Here is a 26,555-nt window from a genome sequence, read left to right as displayed (position 1 = left end):
CGCGCCGACAGACCCCGCCCCGGCGGCCTGGGCGCACACCTCTCCGGCTCGGCGCGCCCCGGCCCGGGCGCGGGCCAGCTGACCGAGCGCGTCCATCTGGCCCAGGAAACCGAGCGCGAGCGTGGTGTACCCGGCGGCCGCCAGCAGGTCCCCGGCAGGCAGCCGCCCGGCGGCGATCCGGAGACCGGCGATACTCAGCACCGCGATCTCCACCGCCGGAGCCAGCAACGACATGCGCCAGACCACCGAGCCCTGCGCGGCCCAGATCCGCCGCCCGGTGCCCGACAGCTCGGGCAGCGGCGCGAGAACGCGCTCGACCTCGCGTTCGACCGTGCCCGATGCCCGGATGGTGCGTATGCCGGCCAGCGCGTCGGTCAGCCGGGCGGCGATGAGACTTTGAGCACCCTGATACTGCATGAACAAGTCCCCGGTACGGCGCACGAACAGCCGCACCAACAGCAAGACGGGCAGGATGCCCGACAGAAACGCGCCACCGAGCCACGGGTCGAGCCGCCACAAGGCAGCGACAGCCAGCAGCGAGGTGGCGAAGGCGACCGCGGCTTCGGCGACCGCCGCCGGCGCCTGCCCCGCGTCCGCGCAGTTGCCCACCAGGCGGCTGATCAGGTCCCCGGTCGCGTACCGCGCCGTACCCGGCACTCCCAGGCTCAGGACCGCACCGAGCAGCCCGCGCCGCGCGCCGGCGGTGGACCTGGCGGTACAGACCGCCGAGGACGCCTCGCCGACCACCTGAGCGATCACGGCGAGCAGGAGCAGCGCCGCCACCGACAGCGCCGGCCACCCGGCCGCGCGCCCGGCCAGCAGCCGCACGGCGGTCACCGACAGGGCGTACGGCAGTCCCAGCGCCGCCGCCGATTGCGCCACCAAGGCGGCGATCAGCACGGCGAACCACGCCCGCGGCGGCCGCGCGGCCAACGCGGCCGCGGGATCGCACCCGTCAGACCGGCCCGGCCGGCCGTGCACCCTGAGCATGCACTCCCCTGTCGATAAGCTGCATGTACCGGGGCGCGAGCGAATAGGGCGCCCGCGCCCCGGCCACGTGGTCGGGCTCTCGCCCCGCCGGTATCAGCTGGTGAAGCTGGTCCAGGAGCAGGTCCAGGAGCAGGTGCTGGTGCAGGCGACCAGCTGCGCGTCGCTCTCCTCAGCCGGCAGCATCTGCAGCGCGTCGATGTCGAGCTCCATGATGAACACCATCCTCAGTCGTTGCGTGGGTTTTTGAGATCACTGACATGCACGTGCCGGCACATCAGCTGGTGAAGCTGGTCCACGAGCAGGTCCAGCTGCAGGTGCTGGTGCAGGCGACCAGCTGCGCGTCGCTCTCCTCAGCCGGCAGCATCTGCAGGGCGTCGATGTCGAGCTCCATGACGTCACCTCCTTCCGCGATGGGACGGGTCCGCGGCACATCAGCCGCGGAGGTCTTCGGGCGAACCGCACCGGACGAACCGGAGCACCGACTCGGCGCTCCGCGCGGCGCTCACCGAGCCGTCGAACGGATCGTGACCGGCATCGGCGAGCACACGCACGAACAGGTCGCGGCCCTCACGCCACCCGGCCGCACCGAGGGCCGCAGCCAGACGACGGGTGTGTGCCACCGGGATGACCTCGTCGTGCAGCCCGTGCAACAGATAAACCGGGGGCCGCTCGCCCTCGTCACGGGCGGAGGCGAACAAGGCCTCCAGATCGCGCGGGCCCAGCGCATCGCGCGCCGGCTCGCAGGCACGCAGCCGATCGAGCATCGCACGCACCGGCGGCGTCGCATCCCGATACAACTTGGGCCCGGACAGGAAGGGCGCCACCGCGACACACCCCCGCCACAGATCCGGGCGCGCCGCGAGCGCGACCATGGCCAGGAACGCGCCATAGCTCACGCCGAACAGCACCGGCCGCGAGAGCCCGGCCGCGGCGCGCTCGGCGGCCACGTCCGCGCCGATGCGCAGCACATCCTCCAGGTCCGGCACGGCCCAGGCACCCACGATCGCCTCACGGTGCCGCCTGCCGTAACCGGTGCTGCCGCGCTGATTGGGCGCGAGCACCGCACCGCCGCGCGCCGCCAGGTCGGCGAACAGCGGATGGCGCACCAGGCTCCACTGATCCGACGGCCCGCCGTGCAGCGCCAGCACCAGCCGCGGCGCAGCCCGCCAGCCCGCGCCCCCGTAGACCACCGACTCGATCCGGCCCGCCGCACCGGCCACGCTCTGCGCGTGCGCCGCGACCGGCCGCGCACGCGCACCCTCCACACGCCACGACCCGCCCGGCCCGACCGTGGCCAGACCCGCCGCGACACCGGGACCGCCGAACGCGAACCGCAGACCGTCGGCCGACCACGCGCCGCCCGCAGCCACCGACCCGGCCGGAATCTCCACCTCGCGCACCGACTCCTCGTCGAGATCGAACGCGTAGATGCGAGACCTGACGCCGCAACGGGTGTGCAGCGCGAGCCTGCGCCCGTCGGGGGAGAAACCCAGCGGCTGCACGGCCTCGGCGAACGCGTTCAACGCCGCCGCAGCGCGTTCCGGCCGGCCCGGACCCGCCAGGCTCAGCGGCCGCCGCGCGCCCGGGCGGGCCACGAGACGCAAACCGGTACCCGGATGCGCGGCCCACACCAGCGCCGCACCGACCCGGCCGTCCTCGCCCGCGGCGGCGACCCACGGATCCCGGACGATCACGCCGGTCCGCAGATCAGCCACCGCCGCAACGACGGGCGAGTCCTCGTCGAACTGGCACTGCACCGAGAGCAAAGCCCCCTCGGCGTCGAGCCACACCCCGCCGCCCAACGCCTGGCGCGCGTCCAGCACGGGGCGAAGCGACGGCGCCTCGTCCGCTGTGACCTGCCAGATCCGGGAACCGGAGGCGTCCGCGGTGATCACCACGGCCACCACCGCGGGATCGGGACTGGGCAGCAGCCGAGCCGCACGCACGGCCAGCACGGCGACCTCCCGCTCCCGCACCTGCTGCTCCCGGGCCACCGGATCACCAGTATCACCGGCATCGCCGTCACCCGCGCCGCCCTGCGAAGCATCCGGTTCGTCACGCTCCAGCAGCACGATCCGGTGCGCGCCGGGACGCATGCGCAGCGCCACGACGCGCCCGTGCGCGGCGGGCACGACCTGCGTGCGGTGGCTTTCCGGCTCGATGCCCGGCAGCAGCGTGAACCGCGCGCCGGACCCGTGCCACGAGCACAACTCGGCGACCAGCCTGCCGTCCCGCCCGGCGGCCAAAGCGGCCGCGCTGCGCCCGTCCGGAGCGAACCGCACGCTGATCCGCCGCTCCACCGCGCCGCACGCGGCGTCACGCAGCTCTGGCAACTCGCCGAGCGCCGTCATGCCGTCACCGCGCCGGCGGACTGCGGCAGCCGCGCGGCGCCGGCCAGCGGCGGCGTCAGCAGCCGGGACGCCCCGAAACGCAGGCGCAGAAGGAAACCGAGCGCCCCGGCAAGCCCGGTGGCATAGTCCGGCACGACGTCCATCAGCGAGTCGTCGGCCAACAGCAACCTGCCCTCGCGCCGCACCGTGCGGGCCAGCATCGCGTCCGCGACGGCCTCGGCGCCCGCCAGGTGCCCGCCGCCGGGATCCGCCTCGTGCAGGTCCAGCAGGAACTCGCCGCTGCCGGCCAGCCCGTGACACAGCGCGGGGGAGTGCTGCCACCGGTTCACCGCCACCGTCGCTGCGGCCTGCCGCGCCAGCGCGCCGATGCGCTCATCGCCGGTGGCCTGCCACAGCCGAACCAGGAAGGTGCCGATCCCCGACACCCCACTGCACCAGTGCATCCGCATGAAGTTGACCGCGTCCGGGTCCTCACCGCGGCTGTTCGGCCACAGCACCAGCCCGTCCCCATCCACCGCGGCCTCGGCCACCAGGGTCCGGCCCGCGCCGCGAGCCAGCTCAAGGCAGCGCTCGTCACCGCTGTGCCGCCCGGCGGCGAGCAGGAAGGCGGCCACCCCGGCCAGGCCGTGCCCGAAGCCGGGCTGGGCCAGACCCGCCAGCTCCGAATCGAAATCCCGGGGTATAGGCCAGTACCCGTCGCCGGCCCCCCGGTCAGCCGCCGCGATCAGACCCCGCGCGCACCGCATCGCGCGTTCCTCGAACCGCGGATCGCCCGTCGCCTGCCACATCAGCAACTGCCCGATGCCCGCGCCCGCGAGACCGTGGCACACGTCCGGGTTCGGCCAGTCCACCGGAACGCGCAGCGCCAGGTCGATCGCCCGGCCGGCCAGCCGGTCGTCGCCGAGGACGCCGGCCGCCGCATGCAGCGCCACCGCGGTGCCGGAACTGCCGAACAGCAGGCCGGGCAGGATCCGCGGCAGCCGCTCGACCCCGTCGGCCAGCGCCCGCGCCGCACGATCCACCGTCTCCAGCACGCGGTCGCCGCCCAGCAACGCCGCCGCGCGCGCCAGGACCAGCAGAACCCCGGCGGTGCCGTGCTGCACGCTGCACCGGTCGGTGCTCTCGCCGAAACCGCTGGAGCGCCACGGCCCGGGACGCGCGTCGAAGTCGGCGCTCGCGCAGAGGTGGTCGACACCGTCACGCAGCACCCGGTCACACTCTCCCGCCAGGTCCGTGGCGCCCGACGCGATCAGGGGCTCGCCGGCCGGCCACGCGTCGAGGAAACCGCGCGCCCGCCCCAGGTCCCAGCGCTCGCCCGGCTCATCGCGCATCAGACCACAGATCAGCGGCAGCAGACGGTGCAGCGCCGCATTGCCCCGCGCCATCTTCCGCAGAAGCGCAACCAGTCGCTGCTGCGTCGCGCGCCGCGGCTCCTCATCGAGTATCAGGTAGGGGTGGGCCCCGGTGGCCACGAAGCAGAGCGTGGCGCCGAGCGCGTAAAGATCCACCGACGGGCGTGGCGCGGGCGCGTAGCGATCGGACTCCTGCCGCTGCTCGGGCGCGCAGTAGCCGGGTGTGCGCGCGACCACCGACGGCGTGCCGGGCACCGCCACGTATTCGGGATCGATCAGCCGCAGCACCGCGCCGTCCTCGCTCACCATCACGTTGCCCGGCTTCAGGTCGCGCAGCACCAGGCCGTGCTCGTGCACGCGAGCGACCAGGTCGACCAGCATCAGCGCCGTGCGCCGCGCGTCCTGCGCATCGATTCCGCGGTCCGCGGCCCGGCCCAGGAGCCCCAGCGTCCACTGCTCCAGGCTCTGGCCGGCGACCAGTTCCTCCGCCAGAAAGACGCTGTCCTGTGCCTCGAACACGCTGACCAGGTGCGGTGTCAGGCCGGTCGGCGCGAGCCGCTCGAGCATGGCCGCCTCGTGCCGCAGGACGTCGCGCGCGTCGAGACCGGCCAGCGCGGAGCCGACGTGCGCCCGCGCCTGCTTGACGATCACGTTCGCGCCGCTCTCCCGGTCGAGCGCCCGGTAGACGCCACCGCGGTTCGCGTGGCGGATCGCGGCGCGCACCTCGAACCGGCCGGCCAGCAGCACGGCCTGCGGCCGCACCCGCGCCGCCGCCGAGGCGGGATCCTGCGGAAACGGGCGCGGCACCCACGGCGGCGGGTTGAACCAGGCGTCCCGGTTGTCCTTGACCGCAGCGCCGTCAGGGCCCTGCAACCGCACCTCGTAAGTGCCGTCGTTGGTCAGGACCCGTACCCCGCGGAAGGCGCCGTAACGGTAGAACACGTGGCTGCCCGCACGCACGGGCCGGTCGCTGAGCACCGCGGGCCCCGGCAGCTCGTAGGTCGCCTCGTCGAGCAGCGGCGCCAGCACCCGCAACTGCTCGTCGTCGTCCGGGTAGACGGTGACGAACTTGCCGCCGCTGCCGCGCGAGGCCCGCATCGAGACCAGCTCGAAGACCTCCTCGAGGGTGCGGGCGAACTTGAACGCGCAGCGGTGCTCGATCAGGATCGGCGCGACGCGCGCGAGCACCAGCGGCGCGGACAGCGGCGTGGCCGACACGTGCAGCTTCCAGCCCTGCACCCGGTCGGCGTGCTGCGGCGGAAGCACACGAAACCAGAACCCGTCGGCGCGCAACCGCCAGTGCGAGGCGCCGCACCGGTCGGCGGCGGCCCGCACGACGTCCTCGAGGATGCGTCCGTCGGCCGACCTCGGCGTGTGCCGGCCCATTGGCACGGCGTGCGCGGTCCCTGACATGGCGGTCCCCTCCGGTCGGCGTTCTGCCGGTTACGCAACAGACCGTACGCAGCAGGGTTCCAGGAACATTCGGATATTCTTCGAAGCCTGCATTCACCGAAGCCTGATGGGCGTGGGTCAGGAGGCTGCGACGGCGGGTTCGACCCCGATCTCGCGCATGCGGGTGAGGTAGTTCGCGTGTGCTCGACGCGCCTCGCCGTGCCGCCCGCAGGTACGCAGCAGCCGGAACAGCCACAGGTGGGCCTGCTCGTCGTATGCGTCGCACTGCAGCAGCCGCAGCGCGTAGTCGATCGCCAGGACCGGTTGCCGCGCCCGCGCCGCCTGCCGCACCAGCGCGTGAAGAACATTGATGTACTGGGCGCGGGCGTGCTCCCGCAGCGGCATCGCCCAGTCGGCATAGGGCTCGCACTCGAGGAAGTCGCCGCGGTAGCGAAGCTGGGCACCGGCCAGCTCGTCGAGCGCGCTGTGGCCCCGGCGGTGCGACCCCAGGGCACGATCCGCGTCCTCGAGGAAGCTCACGACGTCCGACTCAGCCACGCCCAGGTCGAGGGTGACCACGTCGCGGTCGGCGCCCAGCGGGCTCGGGCCGGTACATCGGCGCCCGCCCGCCAGCACCGACCTGGTGGTCGACAGCACCACGGACAGCCGGCTGCCCAGCTCCCGCGCCGGCTCGCCCGGCCACAGCACGTTCATGACCTCTTCCCGCGGGATCGGCCGCCCGGGCCGCGCGAGCAGCAGCTTGACCAGGTCGCGGGACTTCTTCGAGCGCCATTGCGAAGCCGCCACCGGGTGACCGTCGACCTCGACGCAGAACGTGCCGAGCGTGCGGAACACGACCGGCGCGCTCGAGTCCGCGGCACCGGGCTCCGGACCCGGACCCGGACCGGGTCTCGCGCACTCCCGTCCCGCCCGCTCGGGCCGCATGGCGCGGCTCGGCCACGCGGGCCGTGCGCGCTCTCGGTCGGGACGCGGCGGCCGGCGCGGGGGATCGGATGCCGCCTCGCCGCCGCTCGCGCACACGCTGTCGAGCACGAGCGAGATCTGCTCGGCGGCCTGGGCCAGGTAGTTGACGCACCCGTACAGCACGCGGGCGAGTTCGTCGGGCGACTCGGGGGTCTGCGCCACGAGATCCGGATCAGGCGGGGCGAACTCGGCCTCCAGGTCCGTGGCCTCGGCCCGACGACCGAAGTCACTTGAAGAATCCTGACAATCACCCTCGGTGGCAGCCGCAGCCAAGAAACGGTAGTCGGCATCGAGCACGGTGAAACGCCTTTCGATGTCGTCACTGGCCGTACTACACCTGGATACAAGGAGAAACCGGGCCGGGCAAGAGGCAATTTGCCGCCGCGTCCGATTCTCTCGACAGATCAAGCAGTTTATTTTCTGGCGACCGCTCTGAGCAGCGATTCTCCGCCTCTTGCGGCCGATGCGAAGAGAGGATTCATATGTACGCTGATGAGCGCGGGAGTATCTGCGAACCGTGAAATTCCAACTCTGTGACGCAAGTGGCTGCTTTCACCGGCTGCCGCGCGGCCGACTCGCGGTGCGTGCCCGCGGCTTCGGCTTCGAACACCTGGCCCACCCGCCAGACCGGCCACCGCGCGCCGGGAAGCAGCAGTGCCGGCGGCCCGGCGAGTTCGTCGACGAGGGCCCGCCCACGGCGATCCACACGCCGAGGCCGCGCGTGATCAGGCCGTCGCCTAGCAGGCGGCCCAGTGCCTCCTCGACGGCCTCCCAGGTGTCCGAGGTGTCCTGGGCCGATGATCGAACGTCCCCGGTTCCGGGGGCGGATCAGCGGCGACGTCGTGCCGGCGCACGGGTGCTGCTCGTGTTCGGGGGGAAAGCGCCCGCGCACCCGGTTCTATGCGAAGGGGGCCGGCGGTGGCACCTCGCGCATCTCCACCCAGCGGTGCGCGAACGCCTTGAGGCGGGTCGAGAGTCCGCCAATGCCCCTCGAGGGCGTCGATCATCGCGCGCGCCTGCTGCGCGCGCGCTTCGATGACCCCTCTGACCAGGTCGTCGTTGGTCTTGAAGGGGTAGTACACGTTTCTCACCGGCACGTCGGCCGCCGTGGCGCGCTTTGTCTCGCGCTGGCACACTGCGCCCATGGTCCGACGCGCGTCCGTCCCCGTCCGTCGTCCGGATCCGCCGCGGGTGGTCTGGCGCAAGCAGATGCGCGAGCGGGTGCTGGCCGAGGCGCGTGCGCTGGCCGGCGCGACGGGGTGGGACGCGGTACGGGTTGCGGACCTGGCCGAGCGGGCGCAGGTATCGCGGCCGTGGATCTACAAAGAGTTCGGCGATCGGGCGGGTATCGGAGCCGCGCTGGTGCGGCGTGAGAGCGAGGACTTCCTGATCGGGGTCGCTGCCGCACTCGACCAGCACCCGGACAGTGTCGCCGCCGCCGTCGAGGCCGGAGTGCGGCACGCGTTGGCCGAGGCCGCGCGCAACCCGTTCATCCACGCGGTGGTCACAGCCTCCCGTGGCGGGACCGACGGGCTGCTGCCGTTCCTGACCGCGCGGCCGGAACCGGTGTTCACCCTGGCCGGTCAGTTGCTGCGGGCTTGGCTGGCCGAGCGTTTGCCGGCATGGGACGAGCATCGGTTGGAGGAGGCCGGCGATCTCGTGGTCCGGTTGACGGTCAGTCACATTCTGCTGCCGGCAGCGGATGCTCAGTGCACGCCCGAGCGCATCGCGCGCGCCGTCGTCGCGGTGCTCGGCGCGGGTGTGCCGTAGCGCTTCAGCAGGTGCGCGCGGGCCCGCGGGTGCAGGTTGGCCAGCGTCACGTCGCCGTGGTAGTGGGCGAGCAGTCGCCGGTCCATCACCCGCCGCCACAGCGTCGGGCACCAGGCCAGTACGATCATCGAGGCGTAGCCGCCGGGCAGCTGTGGCGATGTGTCGAAGTGCCGCAGCGTCTGGTAGCGGCGCAGCGGGTTGGCGTGATGGTCCGAATGCCGCTGGAGCTGGTAAAGCAAGAGGTTGCTGGTGGTGCGGTCGCTGTTCCAGCTGTGCTGGGGCGACACCCGCTCGTGGCGCCCGTCTGGGCGCGTGCCGCGCAGCAGGCCGTAGTGCTCCAGATAGTTCACGCTCTCGAGCAGGGCGATCCCGCCGGCAGCCTGAAGCAGCAGCCAGGGCAGCACGCCCGGCCCGAAGACGGCGGCCAGCGTGGCCATCAGGAGGACCGACAGCAGCCACGCGGTGAGCACGTCGTTATGGACGTTGATGACGCGGCGGCCGCGTCGCTCCAGCCTCCTGGCCTCCAGTCGCCATGCGGAGGCGAGGCTGCCGAACACGGTGCGCGGCAGGAACCGCCAGAAACTCTCGCCCATCCGCGCGCTGGCGGGGTCCTCGGGCGTGGCGACTCGTATGTGGTGGCCGTGGTTGTGCTCGACGTAGAAGTGGCCGTAGCAGGACTGTGCCAGCGCGATACGGCTGAGCCGCCGTTCCAGCGCCTCGCGTTTGTGCCCGAGCTCGTGGGCCGTGTTGATCGCGATGCCGGAGACGACCGCGGTCGTGAACGCCAGGCCCGCGCGGTCGAGCACCGACAGACCGCCGCGCGCCCATTGCGCGCACGCCCACACCAGCGCACCGTACTGCAGGGGCAGGTACAGGTAGGTGCACCAGCGGTAGTAACGGTCGCGTTCCAGTTGCCGCATCGCCGCTTCCGGAGGGTTGTCGCGATCCTCGCCCACGCTCGCGTCCAGCAGGGGCACGATCACGAAGGCGAAGAACGGCCCCCACCACCAGAACGCGTGCACGCCGGTGAGCGCCGTGAGTGCCCCGGCCTGGAACGGCAGTGTGGGTACCGCCAGGCCAAGCAGCCATAGGTGGCGTTTGGGATCCCGCCAACGCGGCTGTGCTTGTACGAGGCCAGCCTCCACGCCCGGCTCCTTTGCTCGTCAGTCCGTCCGCTTGAGACGAGAAACTCGCACCGGCTCGCAGCGAAGACAAGAACGGCGCAGCGTAAACGTTCTGACTGGCCGTCAGGTCCGGCGAAGGTTGTGTCACGGTACGGGGCACGCCGGTGTGCCGCAGAGTGTGCACGAGGGGGTGTCCTTTGCCTGACGATCTCCCACGGCCCGCGCGCGACACGCCGACCAGCCGTGTTACATGCTCATAACCGGAGCCGAATTGACGGCGGACACGGCGAAATCCAGGTCAGCGACGCGGTGGCCCTGGTAGGCGGTCATTACAGGTCGAGTTCTGCGCCCCCTTGTTATGAACGTGGTCCTTTGGCGAGAACCTGTTCTACCAGGGGGTTTCGCGCTCCTGGGGCGTCGGGGCGGCCCACGCTGGACGACTCGTCAGAAGCGAACCGGTTGACTACGGAACGTGGCGAGCGCTTACCGGAAAGGCTCACTGACAGACAGCGGAACTCGGTTCCGACGCGACTTTCGAGCAGTGGCTCGTTGCCCACCAGAGTACGACCTGGTGGCGGTGCCGCGCGGGTCGACGGTGACCGTGGTCGAGCCTGGCGCGAAGTCCGCTGACATGGATTATGCCGACGGCGATGAGGCGGGGCGGTAGTGGCGCACTGCCGATGCCTGCCGATCCTCACCGAACGTTGGAGCGAACTGTCGCCGGCCGTTCATGATCATCTCAACGTCTTCTCAAAACAGCATCCTGATTCACCTGGTCGCCGGCTGGCCGCGGCGAAGCGCTTTCGCTTCGTCGCCAACTAGTACTAGCAGGTCCCGCCACACTGGCGTGCCTCAATCCCTTGTCTTCGTGACTGGTACGGCCTAAGGCGGATGGGGGAGGGCGCCGGTCTGTGATGCCGCTCCTGCGACAGGCTCGCCCGACCGCGGATCCTCGTCGATGACAGCACGCGTCCACTACAAGGACTACACTACTTATAAATACGGTTCTATCTCAGCGGAGTGTGCGGTGTTCGCCAAACCGGAGGACATGTTCGATCGGGAGGCCGAGTGGGCCGCGCTGACCCGCTTCGCCGCGGACACGCGTGCGGGCGCGACCCTGGGCGTGGTCTCCGGGCGGCGCCGCCAGGGCAAGACCTTCCTGCTCGACGCACTGAGCAAAGCCGGCAGCGGGTTCTTCTTCGAGGCGACGGAGGCGACCGACGCCGAGTCGCTGATGCGCATCGGCGCTTTGCTGGGCGCGTTCACCGGGGCGCCGTTCCCGCCGCGCCCGGCCGACTGGCACGAGGTGCTCGACGCCCTGCTCGCCCTCGGCCGGCGGGAACCTGTGACCGTGGTGATCGACGAGTTCCCGTATCTGGTCAAGGCGAACCCGTCACTGCCCTCGGTCATCCAGGCCGCGTTCGGGCCGCGGCGCGCCGAGCGGGTGGGTTCGCAGACCAGGCTGCTGCTGTGCGGCTCGGCGATGTCGTTCATGGGCCGGCTGCTGTCGGGCACCGCGCCGCTGCGCGGGCGCGCCGCGCTGGAGATGCTGGTGCAGACCCTCGATTACCGCCTGGCCGCGCAGTTCTGGGGGATCGAGGACCCGGCCCTGGCCGTCCTGCTGTACACGGTGGTCGGCGGCACCCCCGCGTACCGCGACGGCGCCGCGGGCGGACGCGGGCCCGCGTCGATCGCCGAGTTCGACGCGTGGGTCGTGGACAACGTGCTGGACCGGTTCAGCCCGCTGTTCCGTGAGGCGCGATACCTGCTGGCGGAGGAGCCCGACATCCGCGACAACGCGGTCTACCACTCGGTGCTCGCAGCCGTCGCGGAGGGCAACGCCACCCGCGGAGGGATCGCCGGGTATCTCGGGCGCAAGTCCACCGACATCTCCCACCACCTCTCCGTCCTGGAGGACACCGGGCTGCTCACCCGCGAGATCGACGCGTTTCGGCCCGGCCGCAGCTTCTACCGGATCAACGAGCCGCTCATCGCGTTCTACCACGCGGTGATGCGCCCCGAGTGGAGCCGCCTGGAACGCCAGGGCAGGGCCGGGGAAGTATGGCAGGCCAGCACGCGCAGGTTCCTCGGCGGCGTTGTCGGCCCGCGCTTCGAGCAGATCTGCCGCGACTGGACCCTGGACCACGCCCCGAGCAGCCTGCTCGTCACACCCCCGACCCACGTGGGGTACGGGGTGGTCAACGACCCGCAGAACAAGACCAACCACGAGGTCGACATCGTCGCCACCGGCCTGGACCCGGCCGGCGCGCGGGTGTTGCTCGCGCTCGGGGAGGCCAAATGGCAGGATCAGATGGGCCTCGGACACCTCCGGCGCCTTGAACGCGTACGGGAACTGCTCACCCGCGCCGGCCAACCCGGCGCCGAGAGCGCCGCTCTGCTCTGCTTCAGCGGGGCCGACATCTCCCCGGCCCTGATCCAGGCAGCAGCCGACCGGGCGGACGTGCACCTGATCGGCCTCGACGAGCTCTACGGCAGAACTGACTGAGCATCAGCCGCCCTGGAGCGTCCCGGGTACACCGGACCGGTGTGGGACCGATCTCAGGAGGCTTTCCGGGCCGGGGTGCTCGGACCGCACTTCGAGCAGTTGGCGCGCACCTGGAGGCGCTGGTACGCGGCGCCGGACACGCTCAGGGGCTGCGCACCCCGGTGGCCTCCGGCACGCCGCCGGATCCGGCGCACAAGACCGGGCACGAACTGGACCTGGTCGTCTTCGGCCGCACCGGGGACGGGCGCGAGCGTGTGCTGGCGCTCGGGGAGGCCAAGAGCAGCGACACCGTCGGGCGCGGACACCTACCCCGTCTCGAACAACCACGCGAGCTGTTGGTGGCCCGCTGGACGCGTGGTGGCCCTCTCAATTTTCGCATCCACGCCCTCGATGGAGTACAGACGTTGTGAAGCGGTCGCCAGGTCAGGAACGAGGCCCTCTCACCAGGGAAGTCATCTCATGCATAAGAGAGGCTCTGTCATGCGCAAGTCAGCTACCTGCGGATACTCTCAGGTCAACTGGAGCTGCCTCGCAGGATGCTGCATCACCGTGCAGAACTCTGCCGATCTCTGCCGTCTGCTACCGTTTCTCGCGCCGCGATTTCCCCGATTCTTCCCCAACGCAGAAAGCTGAGTTACTCCAAGCGCGGGACCAACCGAGCACCGCGGGCGGCGCTTCCGCACCCCGTTGCGCCGCCACCTGCACCGTGAAGTGGACGAGGTCAGAAGCGGTAGCCGTGCGCTACCCAGTAATGCCAGTCCTCCACGGCCTGGACCGTCGCTTCGTCGGCGGCCTGGGCGATGCCGAGTTGGGCGAGCGGGACGGCGGGGAGGTCCACGGCGCGCGGGCCCCACCGCAGCGCGACGAACATCTCACGTTCGCACTCGTCCTCGTGCGCCATAGCGACGACGTCCACCTCGTCGCCCACCTGAAGCGGCGAGGTCTGCCTCCGGGCGGCGCATACGGCGGTGAACGGGAACTCGCGCCGGTCCTGAAGGTAGTAGTACCGGCCCGTGGCTTGCTCCTGCGGGCCGTAGGCGTCTGTCAGGCGTCAACGACGATCTCATCAGTGATCCGCCGCTAGCGCGCCTCCTCCCGCGGCGGTACCCGCGACGTCGCGCGGCGCGCACTCACCGCTGCGCCTCCTGGACTGCATGGGGGATGACTCCGGCCCGCACCAGCTCCTGCTGAACCAGCTCCTGCTGAACCGCACCCCGACCAGCTCAGCGAGCCGGTCGGTGCGCAGGTGCGGGTGGTGCGCCGGGTCTGCCAGGAAGTTGACCCAGCCGATCGCGTGCACGATCCCGGCAGCCCAGATCCGCCGGTCCCCGCGCAGCAACGGCGAGGGCCGCTTGCGGCCGAGCACCGCGGCCAGCACCCGGCACAGCTGCGCGTACTCAACGTCCAAGTGAATTGCGCAGAACTCATCGGTGACCTCGCGATCTGGCAGACAGCGGACGAAGCCTCCTTCGGTACACGCTGGGCCTTCACCCACGATCCAAGCTGTTCCACGCCCCAACACCCGCCATGGTTTGCGTTCACACGCGGATCGACCATCGGCACACGCCACCTTATCGGCGCCCTGGGGGCGGGCGCGGGCGGCGTCCGCCCCCGGCCAGGTCCCGCCGTAGCCGCAGAATGCGCATTGGTACTCGTAGGCCGTCGGCACCGACGGCGGAAGACCGGATCACGCCGCCAGGTGCCCGAGGACGCGGCTGATCGAAGCAGTTGGCCGGCTTCATGTCGTCGATCTGACGAACCAGATCGGGATCAAGCTCGCCCGCCGCCCATGCCGAGGGCAGCCCTCTCGTCGTGATGCAACACCACGTAGCGGATGTCGGCATCGGCGATCCACTGCGCGGCGGCGCCGTCGAGTTCCCATGGATGGTTCAAGAGCAGCCGCTGCAGGGATGCGAGGTCCGTGATCGTCTCGGGGCGCGACCCGACGCGCTCAAGGTGTTCGTTCGTGCCGATGCGCAGCTCGGCGAGGAAGACGTCGACATGAGAGGGCCACCGCGGGTGGTTCCACCAATGCTCACACGCCGCGGCGCCGTGAGCCGCGGTGCGCAGGAATGCGAAGGACGGACCCCGTTCGTCCACCATGGCCAGGAAGCCGTCGAGTGCCTCCGTCGCGTCTTCGGCGTAGTCCTCGACACTGCTGTCGGCCGCGTCAGCCAGCTGCGCGAGTGTCAGGCCGATCGGCAGTCGCCGCTCGGGCCGCGTCAGCCAGGTCGCGAGCAGATCGACGAGCTCTTCGATGTCCTCGGGTTCCAGATCGTCGAGCTGGGCAAGGCGGCCTTCGGACTCCAGCGTGTGTTCGCGCATCCATCCGTCCAGGCGTCGCTGGATGCCGCGCGTGGTGTACGAGTTGATCCGCAGCATGTCCCCGTCGGACAGCGGCCCGTCCCCGGCGTGCCAGTCTTCGACGACCGTGTTGCGCCACGCGCCGTTGGCCAGCCCAATCGCCCACACCGCCACGATGTGACCGAGGCTTTCCGGATCGGCGACACCTTTCTCTCCCAACAGCTTCCGGATGAGCTTGACCTCCTGGTCGGGCGTCAGCTTCACGCCTGCCATGCCAGCCTCCTTTCCTGCGAAGGTGACAGCACGCCGGTGCGCCCGCGCATTTTCAGCATGTGAGAGTACGGATATATCCGCTCCAGGTCTGTGTCGCGCCCCTTCGACGGGAATCCGTATGCGCGGCGAGTCAGTCCTGCGCGAGCTGGATGTGGATGGCGAGGGCGCCGAGGGCTTCTTTTTCGGGGCCGTAAATGCGGCGGATGTTGGCGAGTTGCTGGTCGCGGGGTGAGTCGGGGTTGACGTTGGCGGCCCCTTCGGTGTCGAGAAGCTGTTCGAAGGAGGGGTAGACGGTGACGCGGGTGACGCGGGTGAGGCAGTCGTCGCGGCCGCAGACGAACCGGATGTAGTCGCCTTCGGTGAGGGTGCGCAGGTTGGGGTAGCGCACTCGGACTTCGATGGTTTTGCGGCCTTCGGCGACGAGGTCGAAGTAGCGGCGGTAGAGGTTCATCTCGCGGGCGCGGATGCCGGGGACGGCGGCGGGTCGGGCGGTCATGAGGCGGTCCAGTTCCTGGGTGGTGTAGGAGCGGTAGAAGTGCCTGGGGTCACTCATCATGCGCCCGACCAGCCAGACCATCGCGTCCACGAGCGAGTCGGTGTCGCCGTCCCACGCGGTGGTGTCCAGCATCCACGGCGCGGCCCCCGGCGGTGGGGGAACCCTGCCCTCGCGGATCAGGGACTTGGAGAGCTTCGCCCCGGTGTCGGTGAGCACCATCGGGGTGAAGAGGCGCGGTGGCGCCGGGGGCCCCGGAAGGTGGGCGAAGGCTTCGTCGACCAGTTGGCAGCCGTAGGCCCAGTCCCCGCCCTTGACCATCACCGAGAGGGTGATGTGGTCGCGGGCCGCGACGCGTTCTTTGACCAGGTTGCGGTAGAGGGTGGCCAGGTCGAGGTAGGCGGGTGAGTCCGGGGTGACGGTGACCTTGTAGTCGCCGTGGTCGGTGCACACCGCGGCGAACTCGGCGCCTCCGGAGCCGGCCATCGACAGGCGGGTGCGCTCGGCGCGCTTCTCCGCCCAGCCGCACTGCGGGCAGGGAAAGCGCAGGTGGACCTGCCCGTGACTGGGGGCCAGCGGCCAGCGGATCGAAGCGTAGTGCCCGAGGGTGGCCAGGAATTCGAAGCGGAAGACCGGGTCGGCCTGTTGGGCAGTGTAGGTCTCGACCTCGTAGTCCACGCCGGTGGCGTCCGCGAGGGAGTCGAAGAACGCCCGGTAGTACCGCTCGATCAGGGCATGGATCTCTTCGGCGCCGAGGGCGTGATAGTAGGTCTGCTGGTAGGCGTGGTGGGTCTCGGGGTCCAGTCGGATGTCATAGGGGGCGTTGTCCAGGGCGCCGAAGCGGACGATGGCGTCGACGTTGAAGGTGCGCTTGACGGCCTTGGCGAGCAGGAACGCGGCCGTCTGCACGAGGGCGGTGCCCAGGTGCGGGGCGCCGTTGATCTGCGTTCCGACACACAGGGCGACGCGGTCGGGGCGGGTGGCCTCGATGCGCGGGCGGATCATGTCGACGGTGCGCAGCATCGCGTTGGCCAGGACGTTGTTCGGGCTGATCAACTCCGGCGTGGTCTCGTGGTTCGGCACGTTGGGGTTGCCTCCCGCTCAATCGGTGGGCGCGGGGATGTTGGCGAGGATCTGATCTACCCGGCGAGCCGGTTCGTCGGCGGCGATGAAGATCGGGCGATATCCGGCGTCGTAGTAGCCCTGCACGATCAGCTCGTGCACCCGGCGGATCTCCCGGTCCTTGGCGAAGACCAGGTCGTCTTCGCTTTCGAAGTCGTCCAGCGGGTCCAACACGAACACCGCGTCGTACTGGTAGGTACGGCTGGCCTGCTCCAACTCGGGATACGGGGCCAGCCCGAAGAAGGCGTCCCAGCCGTACCCGTCGGGGATGCCGCGGTTATAGAACCGCAGCCCGTGCTTGTGCACGGTGTATTCGGCGATGAAGGCTTCGAGGACTTCGCGCGAATACTCGCGGCGATCGCCGACCTGCAGGTGGCGTCCGAGCCGGTCGCGGTGCTTGCGGTAGATCTCCCGGGCCGGCTCGCCGTCGGTGGCCGGGATCCCGCGGGCGGCCAGTTCGTCGAGGACGGCCTCCTTTCCGGCGGACGGCCCGCCGGTGATCACGTAACGGCGAGGTGGTCCGAGCGGGTCGATCAGGGTGGTCAGGTCCATGGCTGCTGCTCTTCTCGGATGGGGGACGGCGGGTCAGCCAGGGCCGAGCACCACACCTCGGCCTCGGCGGCGATGGGGGAGGAGGGCAGGGTCCCGGCGAACTGCTCGGCGCCGGGGTGGATTTCGGCCAGCGCTGTGAGGTGTGCGGCCGTGGTTCGGCTGACCGGCGGGTGCCAGCCGGCGAAGTGCGCCAGTTGCTCGGGTGCGGTGTTCGGGTCGGCGCCCAGCAGCCGGGGCCCATAGGCCTGTCGGTAGGCGGCCGCCTGCCGGTACAGCAGTGCCAGTCGCCACAGCGCGTTATTGGCCGAGCTGCGGGTCTGCTCGTGTCGTGGGCCGTTCATGCTGGCTAGTCGGGCGGTGGCCAGCAACTCGGCGCGCAGCGCATACACCCCGGACCACAACGCCGCCAGGGCCTGCTCGTGCTCGGCTACTTCCCAGGCGAACACGTCAGCGCCCAGCCTCGTCGGCCGCCGCGCCCGCCCGAGCCGCGGAGCGACGGCGCCACCGGCGAAATCCTCGGCGTCGGCGGAAAGCATCCCGGCCAGCCGCGCGCAGATCTCCGGCTCGATCCGCTTGCGGAAGTGGTGTACCTCGTAGCCGGAGGCGGCGGCCGCCCGAGCGCGCCGCTCGGTTAGCGTCAGACCGCTCATGCCGCGCGTGACACCGAAAAGGATGCGGGCCGCATCGCCCAGGCGGGGGTGCTCGAACCGGGCCAGCTGCCAACGCAACAGCCCGTCCAGTGCCCGGATGAGACTGGAGCGCGTCCCCGGGTCGAGGGCGCGGGCGACCACTCCGCGCAAGCAGATCAGATCCTGCACCTGTGCCGTGTCGCCAATCGGTAGACCGGCACGCAGCAGGCCGTGCACCTGCTGCGTCATCAATGCCGACGGCACCTGCTGCCCTGCCATCTCGCCTCCCTTCGTGCCGCGCCGTCGATCGTGGGGAAGCCGTCGCCCGCCACGTGCCCACTAATTGCCCAGCAGTCGGTCCCACGATACCCAGAAAATGCCCATAGTCGAGCGGGCCGGTGAACTCGCCATTACGCCGGGATCTGTGGTGCCGTTTCCACGTGATCATCGCTGCGTACCGGTGGAGGTGAAGACGATGGCGTATGTCGAGCGTTGCGGGAAAGTGTGGCGCGCGCGCTGGCTGCTGGCGGATGGGCGGCACTACGGCAGCCAGTGCGGGTTCGCGACGATGCGGGTGGCCAAACGGTTCGCCGAGGACCGCGAGGCGCGGGTGCGGTGGCCGGCCCAGGAGGTGGAGGCAGCGCGCCTCGTCCCGCGGCGGTACCCGCGACGTCGCGCGGCGCGCACTCACCGCTCGGCCTCCTGGACTGCATGGGGGATGACTCCGGCCCGCACCAGCTCCTGCTGAACCAGCTCCTGCTGAACCGCACCCCGACCAGCTCAGCGAGCCGCTCGGTGCGCAGGTGCGGGTGGTGCGCCGGGTCTGCCAGGAAGTTGACCCAGCCGATCGTGTGCACGATCCCGGCAGCCCAGATCCGCCGGTCCCCGCGCAGCGGCGGCGAGGGCCGCTTGCGGCCGAGCACCGCGGCCAGCACCCGGCCCTCCTTCGGTACACGCTGGGCCTTCACCCACGATCCAAGCTGTTCCACGCCCCAACACCCGCCATGGTTTGCGTTCACACGCGGATCGACCATCGGCACACGCCACCTTATCGGCGCCCGGGGCGTTCTTGCGGGAGCGATGACAGCGGACGGACTCACCGATCGCCTCCGTGACCGAAACCTCGAACCGGCGGGTTCTCGAACTCGAACGGAGCCGCGCTCGTTCGCGCGCTCGAAGCGGTGAGCCTGTTCATCGGCTCGCCAGCGAAACATCAGGATGATCACGCGTTTCCAATCCTGCGGTGCCGCGTGTTGCCTGTGGCCGACATTCGACACACGCAGCGTATAAAGTTGCCCACAGGCAACATCATGGAGACGGGCGGTGGGTCGAGTGGCCTGGTTCTGGCTGCGTGGTGCGAAGGGGGCTGGCGGTGCGATGGCGGGCATGCGTCGTTCGAGGGGGATGACCCAGGCGCAGCTGGCCGAGCATCTGGGCGCCGATCGCACGACGGTGGTGGCAATGGAGGCCGGACGCCCGCCAGGGCAGGAGCGCTTCTTTCGCGCGATCGGCTGGATGGGCTACGACCTGGTGGCGGTGCCGCGAGGGTCGAGGGTGACCGTGGTTGAATCAGAGGTCTCTACCGATCGGGGGCACGGCGATAGGGAGGGGCAGCAGTGACGCGCGCCGAGGCGCTCACTGTTTGGCTGCGCGGTGAGCCTGTCGGACAGTTGCTGCGCCAGCGCGACGGCCGCCTGGACCTGTGGTACGACAGCGAGGCCGTCACGCGCCTGGGGGAGAACGCGATGGGCGTATCCGTGACGCTTCCGGTGCGCACGAAGCCGTACCGCGGGCAGGCAGCTGAACTATGGGCGGAGGGGCTCCTGCCGGAGGGCGAGACGCGCACGACGCTCGAGCGGCTGTTTCGGGTTCGGCGTGGGGACACTTTCGGGCTGTTGCGAATGCTCGGGCGGGACTGCGCGGGCGCGGTGGCGTTCACTGAGGCCGGCGAGCCGTACGTGCAGGAGCACGAGAGCGTGCCGCTCTCGGCAGCCGAGGTGGAGGCGGCGATCGGCGACCTGGGAACACATCCGCTTGGGGTGGGGCAGGAGGTGCGCGTCTCGCTTGGGGGACTGCAGTCCAAGCTGCTGCTGGTACGCGACGGGGAGGGGTGGGCCAGGCCGTTGGGCGGTCGGCCGAGCACGCACATCCTCAAACCTGAACCCGCGCGCGCACAGGCGCTCGCCGAACTGCGGCAACTGGCGCACAGCAAGCCGCTGCTCCTGTTGACCGCGACCCGCGACTTGGAACACAGCCAGGCCGCGGTGCTCGCGGAGATATTGCGCTAGTACGGCAGCCGCCAATTGTGGTCTGAGCTGCTGTGATTCGTGTGAGGGCTCTGTGCACATGAGGACAGCCGCCCGGCGATCATGTGCGTGTGAAGACAACAGAATCGCAGGCGGCTGCCGTCGCCAGGATAGCGGCCGGTCAGGCCCGGCGGGCACGGGCCGAGCTGATGGGGATGCTGCGCTCGTGCTTCGCTCGCACCGGCACCTGGCTGCACGCAGGCAGATACGCAGACGCGCTGGTTGGCGACCTGCCCAAACGCAACGGATGGACGATCGCCGAGCAGGTCGGGGACCGGTCGCCGGATCGCACGCAGCGGCTGCTGAACCGGGCGTCCTGGGATCAGCAGGCCGCGATGAGCCGGGTGCGCCGGTTCGCGGCGGCGGGACTGGACCAGGCCGCGCGACGCAACCGCCGAGCCCGCGCGATGAGCGTGGGAGCACTGGACCAGACCGGACAGCAGAAACAGGGCACGATGACCGCCGGGGTCAAACGCCAGTACATGGGCTGCGCCGGACGGGTGGCCAACGGGATCAACACCGTGCACCTGTCATACGTGCGCGAGAAGGTCGGGCACGCGCTGATCGGGGCGCGCCAGTGGATCCCCGCCGAGCAGATCGCCGACCCGACCACGGCGCCGGCCACAGGCCTGCCGCCTGACCTGGTCTTTCGCACCAAGGGACAGTTGGCCATCGACGTGCTCGCCGACGCCTACGCCGACGATCTCGGCTTCGACTTCGTCTGCGGTGACGAGGTGTACGGCAGTTGCACCGAACTGCGCGAGTTCCTGGAAGCTCGGGGCCAGGCGTATGTCCTGCGCGCGGCCTGCTCGTTCATGGTCACACTCGCCGGCACGAGGATCAGCTGCGCGGACGCGGTCGCCCGGCTGCTTAAGGACCGGCGGCGTTGGCAGGTGCGTTGCGCCGGCGCCGGCTCGAAGGGACAGCGCTGGTATGCCTGGGCGTGGATCGCCACCGACAGCCCACGCCACCACCTGCTGATCCGTCGCCACCTACGCAGCGGCGAGTTGGCCTTCCACTACTGCCACGTGCCCGAAGGACAGGTGCTGAGCATGGCCCGGCTGATCAAAGCGGCCGGGCTGCGCTGGCCGTGCGAGGAGAACTACCAGTTCGGCAAGGACTACCTCGGCCGCGATGAACGGCCGGACTGTCGCGTAGCGCTCCATCAGCTGCGTGCGCCACTGCGCATCGCCGTCCCCGTCGGCCGCCGGGGGCAGTACTTCAGCGAGCTCCGCCATCGCCTCGATCAGCTCCTGACGGGTCACCACCTGCTCGATCAGCGTCCACGCCTCCGCGACGCTGATGGGACCGGCCGCGCCCTCGGCCTCGGCCGGGGTCTCCAGCAGCACCTCCACCGCCTTCCCGACCTTCGTCGCGGCCTTGCGCAGCTTCGGCCAGGTCCTCAGCTTCTCCTTCACATCCGCCCGCTGCGCCCGTGCCAGGAGCTTTGTCACCATCAGCACGTCGAACAGCGTCAGCGCGTCGTCGATCGAGGCCGACTCCAGATGCCGGACGGTGGACAGCAGCGTCGCGGTCCGCCACGGCTCCGCGAACTGCCGTAGCTTCGGCGCCTTGGTCGCCAGCCCGAACCGGGCCAGCTCCGTCGTCTTAACCTCCGGCACCCGCCACAGATCCACCGCGCGCCCGTTCGTCTCCCGGATCTCTTGCGCCAGCAGCAGCGATGTGCGCTGCCCGCGCCCGGAGACATCCCGCACCGGAGTGCGCCACCGCTCCAGCGTCGAGACCCGATCACCGTCCGGCACGTCCAGCACCCTGAGCAGGGTCCGGCGAAGCTCCGGGCTGACCTCCGCGTCGATGACCGAGTTGATCAGCGCCATCTCGCCCGTGCGGACCTCTGGCACCAGGCGGACGAGCGTGGTGATCCTCGGCAGTAACACCCGATGCTTGATCAGCCAGACCACCGCCCGGTCGAACAACGCCCGCGGCCCCTCGTTCGAGACCCCCACTCGGCCCGCTACGAACGCCCGCAACTCCAGCTCCGCGGAGTCGAACTCACGCAGCCCGAGCAGGTCCCGGATCTCCCGGGAGTGATCCCACCGCGTCTGCTCCCGATCTGGGTACTGCTTCAGGGCCGACGCCTCCACGCCGCCGAGCTGCTCGGCCACGAACGCGGCGACCACATCCGGAACCTGTGACGGATGGATCAGGAACATCCCGAGCATCCGCACCGTGCCCCACTGCACAGCCCATCCAAGCCGGTTGCAGCCGCGCCGCTTCGTCCGGGCGAACTCCAGCGCGGCATCGTCCAGGAAGAAGAATTCCTCCAGCTCCTGGGGCGTCGGGTCGCCGGCGAACCGACCGTAGCGGGCTACCTGCTCATCGGAAAGATTCTTAACTGACATGCCGCCAGAAGTTAGCGCTGGTCACGGGCATGATCCAACGCCTGATCCTTATCGTTGTTCCTCGCAGCGATAGTCCCCGAACCCGCAGACGTAGCGGACCGGGGCGCCGGGGGGCTGGCGGCGGCTCGGGCGAAGGGGGCGATGGTCTCGCTTCTCAGGTCGGAGGCGGGCCAGGCCAGGAGGGGAACGGCACACGCCGCCGTGACGGCGGTCATGGCCAGCAGCAGCGTGCGGTAGCCGAGCACGCCGATGAAGGCGGCTCCACAGGCGATGGACACGGTTTGCGGCGTGAGGATCAGCATCATTCCAGCGGCGTTGACCCGCCCCTGCAGGTGCGAAGGGGTGTGCTGTTGGGTCGCGGTAGCGAAGACCATCATCAGCCACACGAGCGCGACGCCGTCCGCGACCTCGGCAGCGCAGACCGTTGCCAGGTCCGGAAATCGGTAGCCCAGGGAGGCGAGCGTGAACGCCGCGATCGCGGCGCCCGCCATCCTTGCCGCGCCGAGCCTGCGCAGCATCGCGTTCGCGGTCAGGCCGCCGATGACCGCGCCCGCGCCTTGTACGGCATTGAGCAGGCCGAGGAAGCCGGGCGCTCGGTGCAGGCCCTGCGCCACGACGGCGAAGATCACCGATTCGTTCAGCCCGATCACCGCGAACGTGCCCGCCGCGGCATACGTTACCTGAGCGAGCAGCCGCACACTCCTGATGTGCCGGAGTCCGGCGGCCGCGCCGCGCAGGAAGCGCTCGCGCGGTTCGGCTACGGCGATCGATTCCTCGACGTGCACAGAGGCGAGCGCGAGGATCGCAGCCACGAAGCTGACCGCGTCGAGCACCGCCACCGCACCACCGCCAGCGGCTTCGAACAGCGCCGCACCGACCAGGGGAGACAGGATGCGTACACCCTGGCTCGACATCAGCAGCAAGGCGTTCGCGGCGCCCAGGTCGCCGTCCGCCAGCAGGTCTCTGCGGAACCCCGCCGACGCTGCGCCACCGATGCCGGAGGCTGCGCCATACCAGAGCGCGACCGCGAAAATGATCCACAGCTGCCCGCCGCCGCGCACGGCGAGCAGGCAGAGCACGACGAGCATCGTCGCCAGGTTCACGGCGATCTGCAGCGTCCGGCGGCTCATCCGATCGGCGAGTCGGCCGTAGAGCGGGCCGCCGAGCGCGGGCAGGCCGAGGCACAGGAAGACGGCTCCGGCCGCGCCGTCGCTGCCGGTCAGCGCCTTGACCCAGATGCCGAGTGTGAGATAGAGCGCCGAGTCTCCGAAGCCGGAGAGCGTCTGGCCCGCGAGCAGCCGCCGGAATCGGCGATCGCCCAGGACCCTCATCGGTCCGCTCCGACGGATGGGGCTGCGGACACGGCGACGAACAGGCGCGCCTCACGGCTGCCGACCGGACGCGTACCCGGCTGCGCGCCGCGCTCTTGATACCGGACCACGATCGCCCGCAGCTCCTGCCGCATACGGTCGAATTCCTCGCCGGTGAGGAAGGTGGTCTCACCGAGGGCCATCGGCCGCCACTGCTCCGGTTCGTTGTGGCGGGCCCGCATGCGGCCCCGCAGCCGGGTGAATTCGTGCTCGAGGAAGACTTCGACGACCGACTCGGCGCCGGGGGCGTCGGCGGCGTCCCCGTCCTCGCCGCCGGGCGGGGTGTCGAGCCGCTGCTCGAGTCTGCTCAGCCGCCACGGCCTCTCCCGGCTCGGGTGGTCGGGCACCCGTTCGACGAACCCGTATTTGGCCAGGATGGCCAGGTGGTACGAGCAGCTCGCCACGCTCTCGCCGAAGGCTCGCGCACAGCGGGTGGCGGTGGCCGACTCCTCACTGCGAAGCAGGTCGAGGATCTTCCAGCGCAGCGGGTGGGCCAGGGCGCGCAAGGCGACGGAGGAGTCCGCGCCGGATCCCGGCGCGACAGCGGTCGAAGAGTCCTGAGTTATCGGCACCCTTCGACGGTACGAAGGAAAGGTTCCTTGCGCAAGGAGCCTTGCGCAACACTACGCAGTACACGAACTGCCGCACAACTGCCGCCGGATCTGCCGGGCCGCGGCGCCGCGGTGCCCGACGCTACCCAGGGAGCACCTCTCCACCGGCCTTCCAGGGGGACGACCATGCCCACCCGACTCTTTCTGTGCACCGCGGACCCCATGTTGCGAACGGGCCTGCGCGCGAATCTGGACGACGAACCCGGCATCGAGGTGGTCGCAGACAGACGGCAAGATCGGCGGAGCCTCGTCAGAAATCTCATGCATAAGAGAGATTGCGAGTAGCCGTCAGTCTGACCAGGCATTATGTGACGCCCAGTTAGCCGGCCTCGCAGAACGCTGCCGATCTGTGCCGATTGCTACCGTTCTTCGCAGCGAACTGTCGCCAGCCGCCCATGATCGTCGCAATGATCTCTCAAAGCAGAATCCTGATTTGATTGGTCGTGGAGGGGTGGTGACGAGGTATTTTCGCGTCATTGCCAGCCATGTCTATCAGGTCCCGCCGCACTCGTCCTGACTCGATGCATTGTCCTGTGGGCGGCTCGCGCAGACTGGAGCACGCTGGAGTGCTGTGGTTGAACGCCGCCTTGGTCGACGGCAATCAGCTGATCGAACGTCAGCGGATTACTGCTGGTCGGGGGTCTCGATCCATGAGGCTGGGATGAGGGCTTCGCCGTCGCGCCAGTTGTGCCGTACCGAGTTCTGGAACCAGGGCTCGGAGAGGTTGGCGTGGTCGGATACGATGATCTGCAAGGTGGGTGAGCGTTCGGCAAGGCCATTGTGACTGGTAGAGGTAGCCCAGCGCCGATGGTGCCGCATCATGCGATTGCCCGGACACTCTAGGCAATTACACCCGTCACGATGAGCCTGCCCAGGCCCTGGGACCGTACAGGTGAATTAGAACACGACCAAATCCCCAGAGGCTCGATCGGGGGTTGGATGGAGCCCGCCAGCCGCGCGCGACTGGCAGGTTCCGGCTTTATGGGTGGCCTCGTCATGTTCCGTGGTAGAGGCGGTGGAGGTCGATGAGGGTGACCTCGCCTCGTTCTGCGGCGTGGTGCAGGTCGGGGGTGAAGCCGGTGGCGGAGTAAAGGGCGAGGCGGGTGTCCTGCGTTGCGGGGGTGGTGGGGTGCTGGGTGAGCAGGTCGCGGATGTGTCGCAGGCGTTCGAGGTGGCCCAGGGTCATGGTGGTGTTCCATTTCGCCTCCCCGATGGACAGCACGGTGCGGCGGCCGTTGCCGGGGTCACCGAGGACTGCGACGTCGACGTTGTGGGTGGTGCGGCCGACGGGGTCGTTGACGGTGCCGCTGGCCACGAGGGCGGGGTGGCCGGCGTGGGTGTCGGGGGAGGCGTGCCAGCGGGCCCATTGGCGGGCGAGTTCCTCGAAGTGGGGTCCGACGACTTTGCTGAGGAACGTGGGTTGGGCGCGTTGCCAGACGGCGGTGGCGCGGCCGGGGCGTTCCAGGGCGCCCCAGTTGGGGCGCATGACGGCGTGGTAGAAGGTGACCAGGGGTTCGGCGATGCGGTAGCTGGAGCGGTTGGCGCGGAACGCGTCCAGCTCGTGGGTGATCATGCCGACGTCTTGCAGGACGGCCAGGGGGTGGGCCAGGTCGGTGGATTTGCGGGCGAGATAGTCGGCGATGCCGCTGCGGGCGTGGTTGCCGTCGGCGATGGCTGCTAGGACGGAAGTGGTAGAGGGCGGCGTCGCGCAGGTCGGGTTCCTCGGCCAGCAGGTAGCGGGCTTCGCGGAACAGGGGCCGGGCGGGGTTCAGGACGGCGCGGGTAACCCAGGGGTCGAAGTCGTCGGGACCCGCGGGGGTGTCGCCCTGGGCGAATTCGCGGCGGTAGGCGGGAGTGCCCCCGAGAATGGCGTGCGTGAGGGCTGCGGTGTGCGGGTCGGTGATGCCCCAGAATTCGGCGGCGAGGCGGTAGTCGAGGGTCGGGACGATCAGTTCCAGGCCGGCGTGCCCGCGCAGCGGGGCGTTGCCGGACAGCAGGTTGCCCATGAAGGACAGGGCCGAGCCGCACAGCAGCAGGCGCACGGGGGTGTTGGTGTGCTGGGC

Annotated in this window: 23 protein-coding genes and 4 pseudogenes; 8 read left to right on the top strand and 19 right to left on the bottom strand. The window is 70.2% G+C overall.

Annotated features, from left to right (window positions below; genetic code table 11):
• From KGA66_RS20305 to KGA66_RS31755, 6 genes are all read right to left on the bottom strand, one after another.
• A partial coding sequence (locus KGA66_RS20305) for an ABC transporter transmembrane domain-containing protein (RefSeq protein WP_211469759.1) occupies positions 1 to 990 on the bottom strand: 990 nt, incomplete at its 3' end.
• Between the two features lie 93 nt (positions 991 to 1,083).
• Positions 1,084 to 1,200, bottom strand: coding sequence for an ALQxL family class IV lanthipeptide (locus KGA66_RS20300; protein WP_211469758.1), 117 nt, complete (start codon positions 1,198 to 1,200; stop codon positions 1,084 to 1,086).
• Positions 1,201 to 1,264: 64 nt separating this feature from the next.
• Complete coding sequence (locus tag KGA66_RS20295; RefSeq protein WP_211469758.1) at positions 1,265 to 1,381, bottom strand: ALQxL family class IV lanthipeptide; 117 nt, start codon at positions 1,379 to 1,381, stop codon at positions 1,265 to 1,267.
• A 40-nt stretch (positions 1,382 to 1,421) separates the two neighbouring features.
• A complete protein-coding gene (locus KGA66_RS20290; protein ID WP_211469757.1) occupies positions 1,422 to 3,341 on the bottom strand; it encodes a S9 family peptidase in 1,920 nt (639 codons plus the stop codon).
• Positions 3,338 to 6,106 carry a class IV lanthionine synthetase LanL gene (gene lanL, locus KGA66_RS20285; RefSeq protein WP_211469756.1) on the bottom strand — a complete coding sequence of 923 codons (2,769 nt, stop codon included), beginning with the start codon at positions 6,104 to 6,106 and terminating at the stop codon, positions 3,338 to 3,340. Before lanL ends, KGA66_RS20290 begins: the two co-directional genes overlap by 4 nt.
• 117 nt (positions 6,107 to 6,223) lie before the next feature.
• Entirely contained in the window at positions 6,224 to 7,366 is a 1,143-nt protein-coding gene (locus tag KGA66_RS31755; RefSeq protein ID WP_211469755.1) for an AfsR/SARP family transcriptional regulator, read from the bottom strand.
• Positions 7,367 to 8,212: 846 nt separating this feature from the next.
• Here KGA66_RS31755 and KGA66_RS20275 point away from each other — a divergent pair.
• Positions 8,213 to 8,839, top strand: coding sequence for a TetR/AcrR family transcriptional regulator (locus KGA66_RS20275; RefSeq protein WP_211469754.1), 627 nt, complete (start codon positions 8,213 to 8,215; stop codon positions 8,837 to 8,839).
• On the opposite strand, the gene KGA66_RS20270 is transcribed toward KGA66_RS20275, so the two are convergent.
• Positions 8,776 to 9,984: an alkane 1-monooxygenase gene (locus KGA66_RS20270; RefSeq protein ID WP_312887003.1), complete on the bottom strand. Its 1,209-nt coding sequence runs from the start codon at positions 9,982 to 9,984 to the stop codon at positions 8,776 to 8,778. The genes KGA66_RS20275 and KGA66_RS20270 overlap by 64 nt on opposite strands.
• A 1,027-nt stretch (positions 9,985 to 11,011) precedes the next feature.
• Here KGA66_RS20270 and KGA66_RS20265 point away from each other — a divergent pair.
• Complete coding sequence (locus KGA66_RS20265) at positions 11,012 to 12,469, top strand: ATP-binding protein (RefSeq protein WP_369015922.1); 1,458 nt, start codon at positions 11,012 to 11,014, stop codon at positions 12,467 to 12,469.
• A 41-nt stretch (positions 12,470 to 12,510) separates the two neighbouring features.
• Complete coding sequence (locus KGA66_RS20260) at positions 12,511 to 12,879, top strand: hypothetical protein (protein WP_211469752.1); 369 nt, start codon at positions 12,511 to 12,513, stop codon at positions 12,877 to 12,879.
• 311 nt (positions 12,880 to 13,190) lie between these two features.
• Here KGA66_RS20260 and KGA66_RS20255 read toward each other — a convergent pair whose 3' ends face one another.
• From KGA66_RS20255 to KGA66_RS20230, 6 genes are all read right to left on the bottom strand, one after another.
• A complete protein-coding gene (locus tag KGA66_RS20255) occupies positions 13,191 to 13,517 on the bottom strand; it encodes a calcium-binding protein (protein ID WP_211469761.1) in 327 nt (108 codons plus the stop codon).
• A gap of 18 nt (positions 13,518 to 13,535) precedes the next feature.
• Positions 13,536 to 13,964, bottom strand: a complete 429-nt coding sequence (locus KGA66_RS20250; RefSeq protein ID WP_312887002.1) for a DUF6398 domain-containing protein — start codon at positions 13,962 to 13,964, stop codon at positions 13,536 to 13,538.
• 275 nt (positions 13,965 to 14,239) lie between these two features.
• On the bottom strand, positions 14,240 to 15,046 hold the full coding sequence (locus KGA66_RS20245; RefSeq protein ID WP_211469750.1) for a hypothetical protein: 807 nt from the start codon (positions 15,044 to 15,046) through the stop codon (positions 14,240 to 14,242).
• Positions 15,047 to 15,176: 130 nt separating this feature from the next.
• Positions 15,177 to 15,542 (bottom strand): ASCH domain-containing protein, encoded by a 366-nt coding sequence (locus KGA66_RS32200; RefSeq protein WP_211469760.1) that lies wholly within the window; start codon positions 15,540 to 15,542, stop codon positions 15,177 to 15,179.
• Between the two features lie 1,098 nt (positions 15,543 to 16,640).
• The gene (locus KGA66_RS20235) at positions 16,641 to 17,213 is read right to left on the bottom strand and encodes an AAA family ATPase (protein ID WP_211469749.1); all 573 of its coding nucleotides are present in this window, start codon (positions 17,211 to 17,213) and stop codon (positions 16,641 to 16,643) included.
• The gene (locus KGA66_RS20230) at positions 17,204 to 18,121 is read right to left on the bottom strand and encodes a hypothetical protein (RefSeq protein WP_211469748.1); all 918 of its coding nucleotides are present in this window, start codon (positions 18,119 to 18,121) and stop codon (positions 17,204 to 17,206) included. Before KGA66_RS20230 ends, KGA66_RS20235 begins: the two co-directional genes overlap by 10 nt.
• A gap of 196 nt (positions 18,122 to 18,317) precedes the next feature.
• Between KGA66_RS20230 and KGA66_RS20225 the strand changes: the two genes are divergently transcribed.
• Entirely contained in the window at positions 18,318 to 18,590 is a 273-nt protein-coding gene (locus KGA66_RS20225) for a hypothetical protein (RefSeq protein WP_211469747.1), read from the top strand.
• A 28-nt stretch (positions 18,591 to 18,618) separates the two neighbouring features.
• Here the strand turns inward: KGA66_RS20225 and KGA66_RS32195 are convergent.
• Positions 18,619 to 18,876: pseudogene (locus KGA66_RS32195) on the bottom strand (DUF6398 domain-containing protein); the annotation flags it as partial.
• 352 nt (positions 18,877 to 19,228) lie between these two features.
• Between KGA66_RS32195 and KGA66_RS20220 the strand changes: the two are divergent.
• From KGA66_RS20220 to KGA66_RS32190, 3 genes and pseudogenes are all read left to right on the top strand, one after another.
• A complete protein-coding gene (locus tag KGA66_RS20220) occupies positions 19,229 to 19,462 on the top strand; it encodes a helix-turn-helix transcriptional regulator (RefSeq protein WP_211469746.1) in 234 nt (77 codons plus the stop codon).
• A complete protein-coding gene (locus KGA66_RS20215; RefSeq protein ID WP_211469745.1) occupies positions 19,459 to 20,130 on the top strand; it encodes a type II toxin-antitoxin system HipA family toxin in 672 nt (223 codons plus the stop codon). Before KGA66_RS20220 ends, KGA66_RS20215 begins: the two co-directional genes overlap by 4 nt.
• An 89-nt stretch (positions 20,131 to 20,219) precedes the next feature.
• Positions 20,220 to 21,314 (top strand): annotated as a pseudogene (locus KGA66_RS32190) (IS701 family transposase); the annotation flags it as partial.
• Positions 21,315 to 22,013: 699 nt separating this feature from the next.
• Here KGA66_RS32190 and KGA66_RS32500 read toward each other — a convergent pair.
• The 5 genes and pseudogenes from KGA66_RS32500 to KGA66_RS32495 all read right to left on the bottom strand — a co-directional run.
• Positions 22,014 to 22,511, bottom strand: a pseudogene (locus KGA66_RS32500) (DUF4158 domain-containing protein); the annotation flags it as partial.
• 11 nt (positions 22,512 to 22,522) lie between these two features.
• The gene (locus tag KGA66_RS20200; RefSeq protein ID WP_211469742.1) at positions 22,523 to 23,842 is read right to left on the bottom strand and encodes an MFS transporter; all 1,320 of its coding nucleotides are present in this window, start codon (positions 23,840 to 23,842) and stop codon (positions 22,523 to 22,525) included.
• Positions 23,839 to 24,453 carry an ArsR/SmtB family transcription factor gene (locus KGA66_RS20195; protein WP_211469741.1) on the bottom strand — a complete coding sequence of 205 codons (615 nt, stop codon included), beginning with the start codon at positions 24,451 to 24,453 and terminating at the stop codon, positions 23,839 to 23,841. Before KGA66_RS20195 ends, KGA66_RS20200 begins: the two co-directional genes overlap by 4 nt.
• A 663-nt stretch (positions 24,454 to 25,116) precedes the next feature.
• Positions 25,117 to 25,311 carry a DUF3732 domain-containing protein gene (locus tag KGA66_RS20190; protein ID WP_281416708.1) on the bottom strand — a complete coding sequence of 65 codons (195 nt, stop codon included), beginning with the start codon at positions 25,309 to 25,311 and terminating at the stop codon, positions 25,117 to 25,119.
• Between the two features lie 175 nt (positions 25,312 to 25,486).
• A complete protein-coding gene (locus KGA66_RS32495) occupies positions 25,487 to 26,065 on the bottom strand; it encodes a hypothetical protein (protein WP_211469739.1) in 579 nt (192 codons plus the stop codon).
• 67 nt (positions 26,066 to 26,132) lie between these two features.
• Between KGA66_RS32495 and KGA66_RS32490 the strand changes: the two are divergent.
• Positions 26,133 to 26,555: pseudogene (locus tag KGA66_RS32490) on the top strand (hypothetical protein); the annotation flags it as partial.

The organism is Actinocrinis puniceicyclus (assembly GCF_018283645.1).
Taxonomy (GTDB): Bacteria; Actinomycetota; Actinomycetes; order Streptomycetales; family Catenulisporaceae; genus Actinocrinis; species Actinocrinis puniceicyclus.
Note: the sequence above shows the minus strand (reverse complement) of the source record. Positions and strands in the feature narration are given on the sequence as shown.

Bases quoted from the DNA above. Each gene is read 5' to 3' on its own strand.
- KGA66_RS20235 (WP_211469749.1), bottom strand. From the start codon at position 17,213: ATGGACCTGACCACCCTGATCGACCCGCTCGGACCACCTCGCCGTTAC.
- lanL (WP_211469756.1), bottom strand. From the start codon at position 6,106: ATGTCAGGGACCGCGCACGCCGTGCCAATGGGCCGGCACACGCCGAGG.
- KGA66_RS20245 (WP_211469750.1), bottom strand. From the start codon at position 15,046: ATGGCAGGCGTGAAGCTGACGCCCGACCAGGAGGTCAAGCTCATCCGG.
- KGA66_RS20200 (WP_211469742.1), bottom strand. From the start codon at position 23,842: ATGAGGGTCCTGGGCGATCGCCGATTCCGGCGGCTGCTCGCGGGCCAG.
- KGA66_RS32495 (WP_211469739.1), bottom strand. From the start codon at position 26,065: ATGATCACCCACGAGCTGGACGCGTTCCGCGCCAACCGCTCCAGCTAC.
- KGA66_RS20295 (WP_211469758.1), bottom strand. From the start codon at position 1,381: ATGGAGCTCGACATCGACGCCCTGCAGATGCTGCCGGCTGAGGAGAGC.
- KGA66_RS32200 (WP_211469760.1), bottom strand. From the start codon at position 15,542: ATGACCGCCCGACCCGCCGCCGTCCCCGGCATCCGCGCCCGCGAGATG.
- KGA66_RS20220 (WP_211469746.1), top strand. From the start codon at position 19,229: ATGCGTCGTTCGAGGGGGATGACCCAGGCGCAGCTGGCCGAGCATCTG.
- KGA66_RS20265 (WP_369015922.1), top strand. From the start codon at position 11,012: ATGTTCGATCGGGAGGCCGAGTGGGCCGCGCTGACCCGCTTCGCCGCG.
- KGA66_RS20300 (WP_211469758.1), bottom strand. From the start codon at position 1,200: ATGGAGCTCGACATCGACGCGCTGCAGATGCTGCCGGCTGAGGAGAGC.
- KGA66_RS20275 (WP_211469754.1), top strand. From the start codon at position 8,213: ATGGTCCGACGCGCGTCCGTCCCCGTCCGTCGTCCGGATCCGCCGCGG.
- KGA66_RS20230 (WP_211469748.1), bottom strand. From the start codon at position 18,121: ATGGCAGGGCAGCAGGTGCCGTCGGCATTGATGACGCAGCAGGTGCAC.
- KGA66_RS20290 (WP_211469757.1), bottom strand. From the start codon at position 3,341: ATGACGGCGCTCGGCGAGTTGCCAGAGCTGCGTGACGCCGCGTGCGGC.
- KGA66_RS20190 (WP_281416708.1), bottom strand. From the start codon at position 25,311: ATGCGGCACCATCGGCGCTGGGCTACCTCTACCAGTCACAATGGCCTT.
- KGA66_RS20225 (WP_211469747.1), top strand. From the start codon at position 18,318: ATGGCGTATGTCGAGCGTTGCGGGAAAGTGTGGCGCGCGCGCTGGCTG.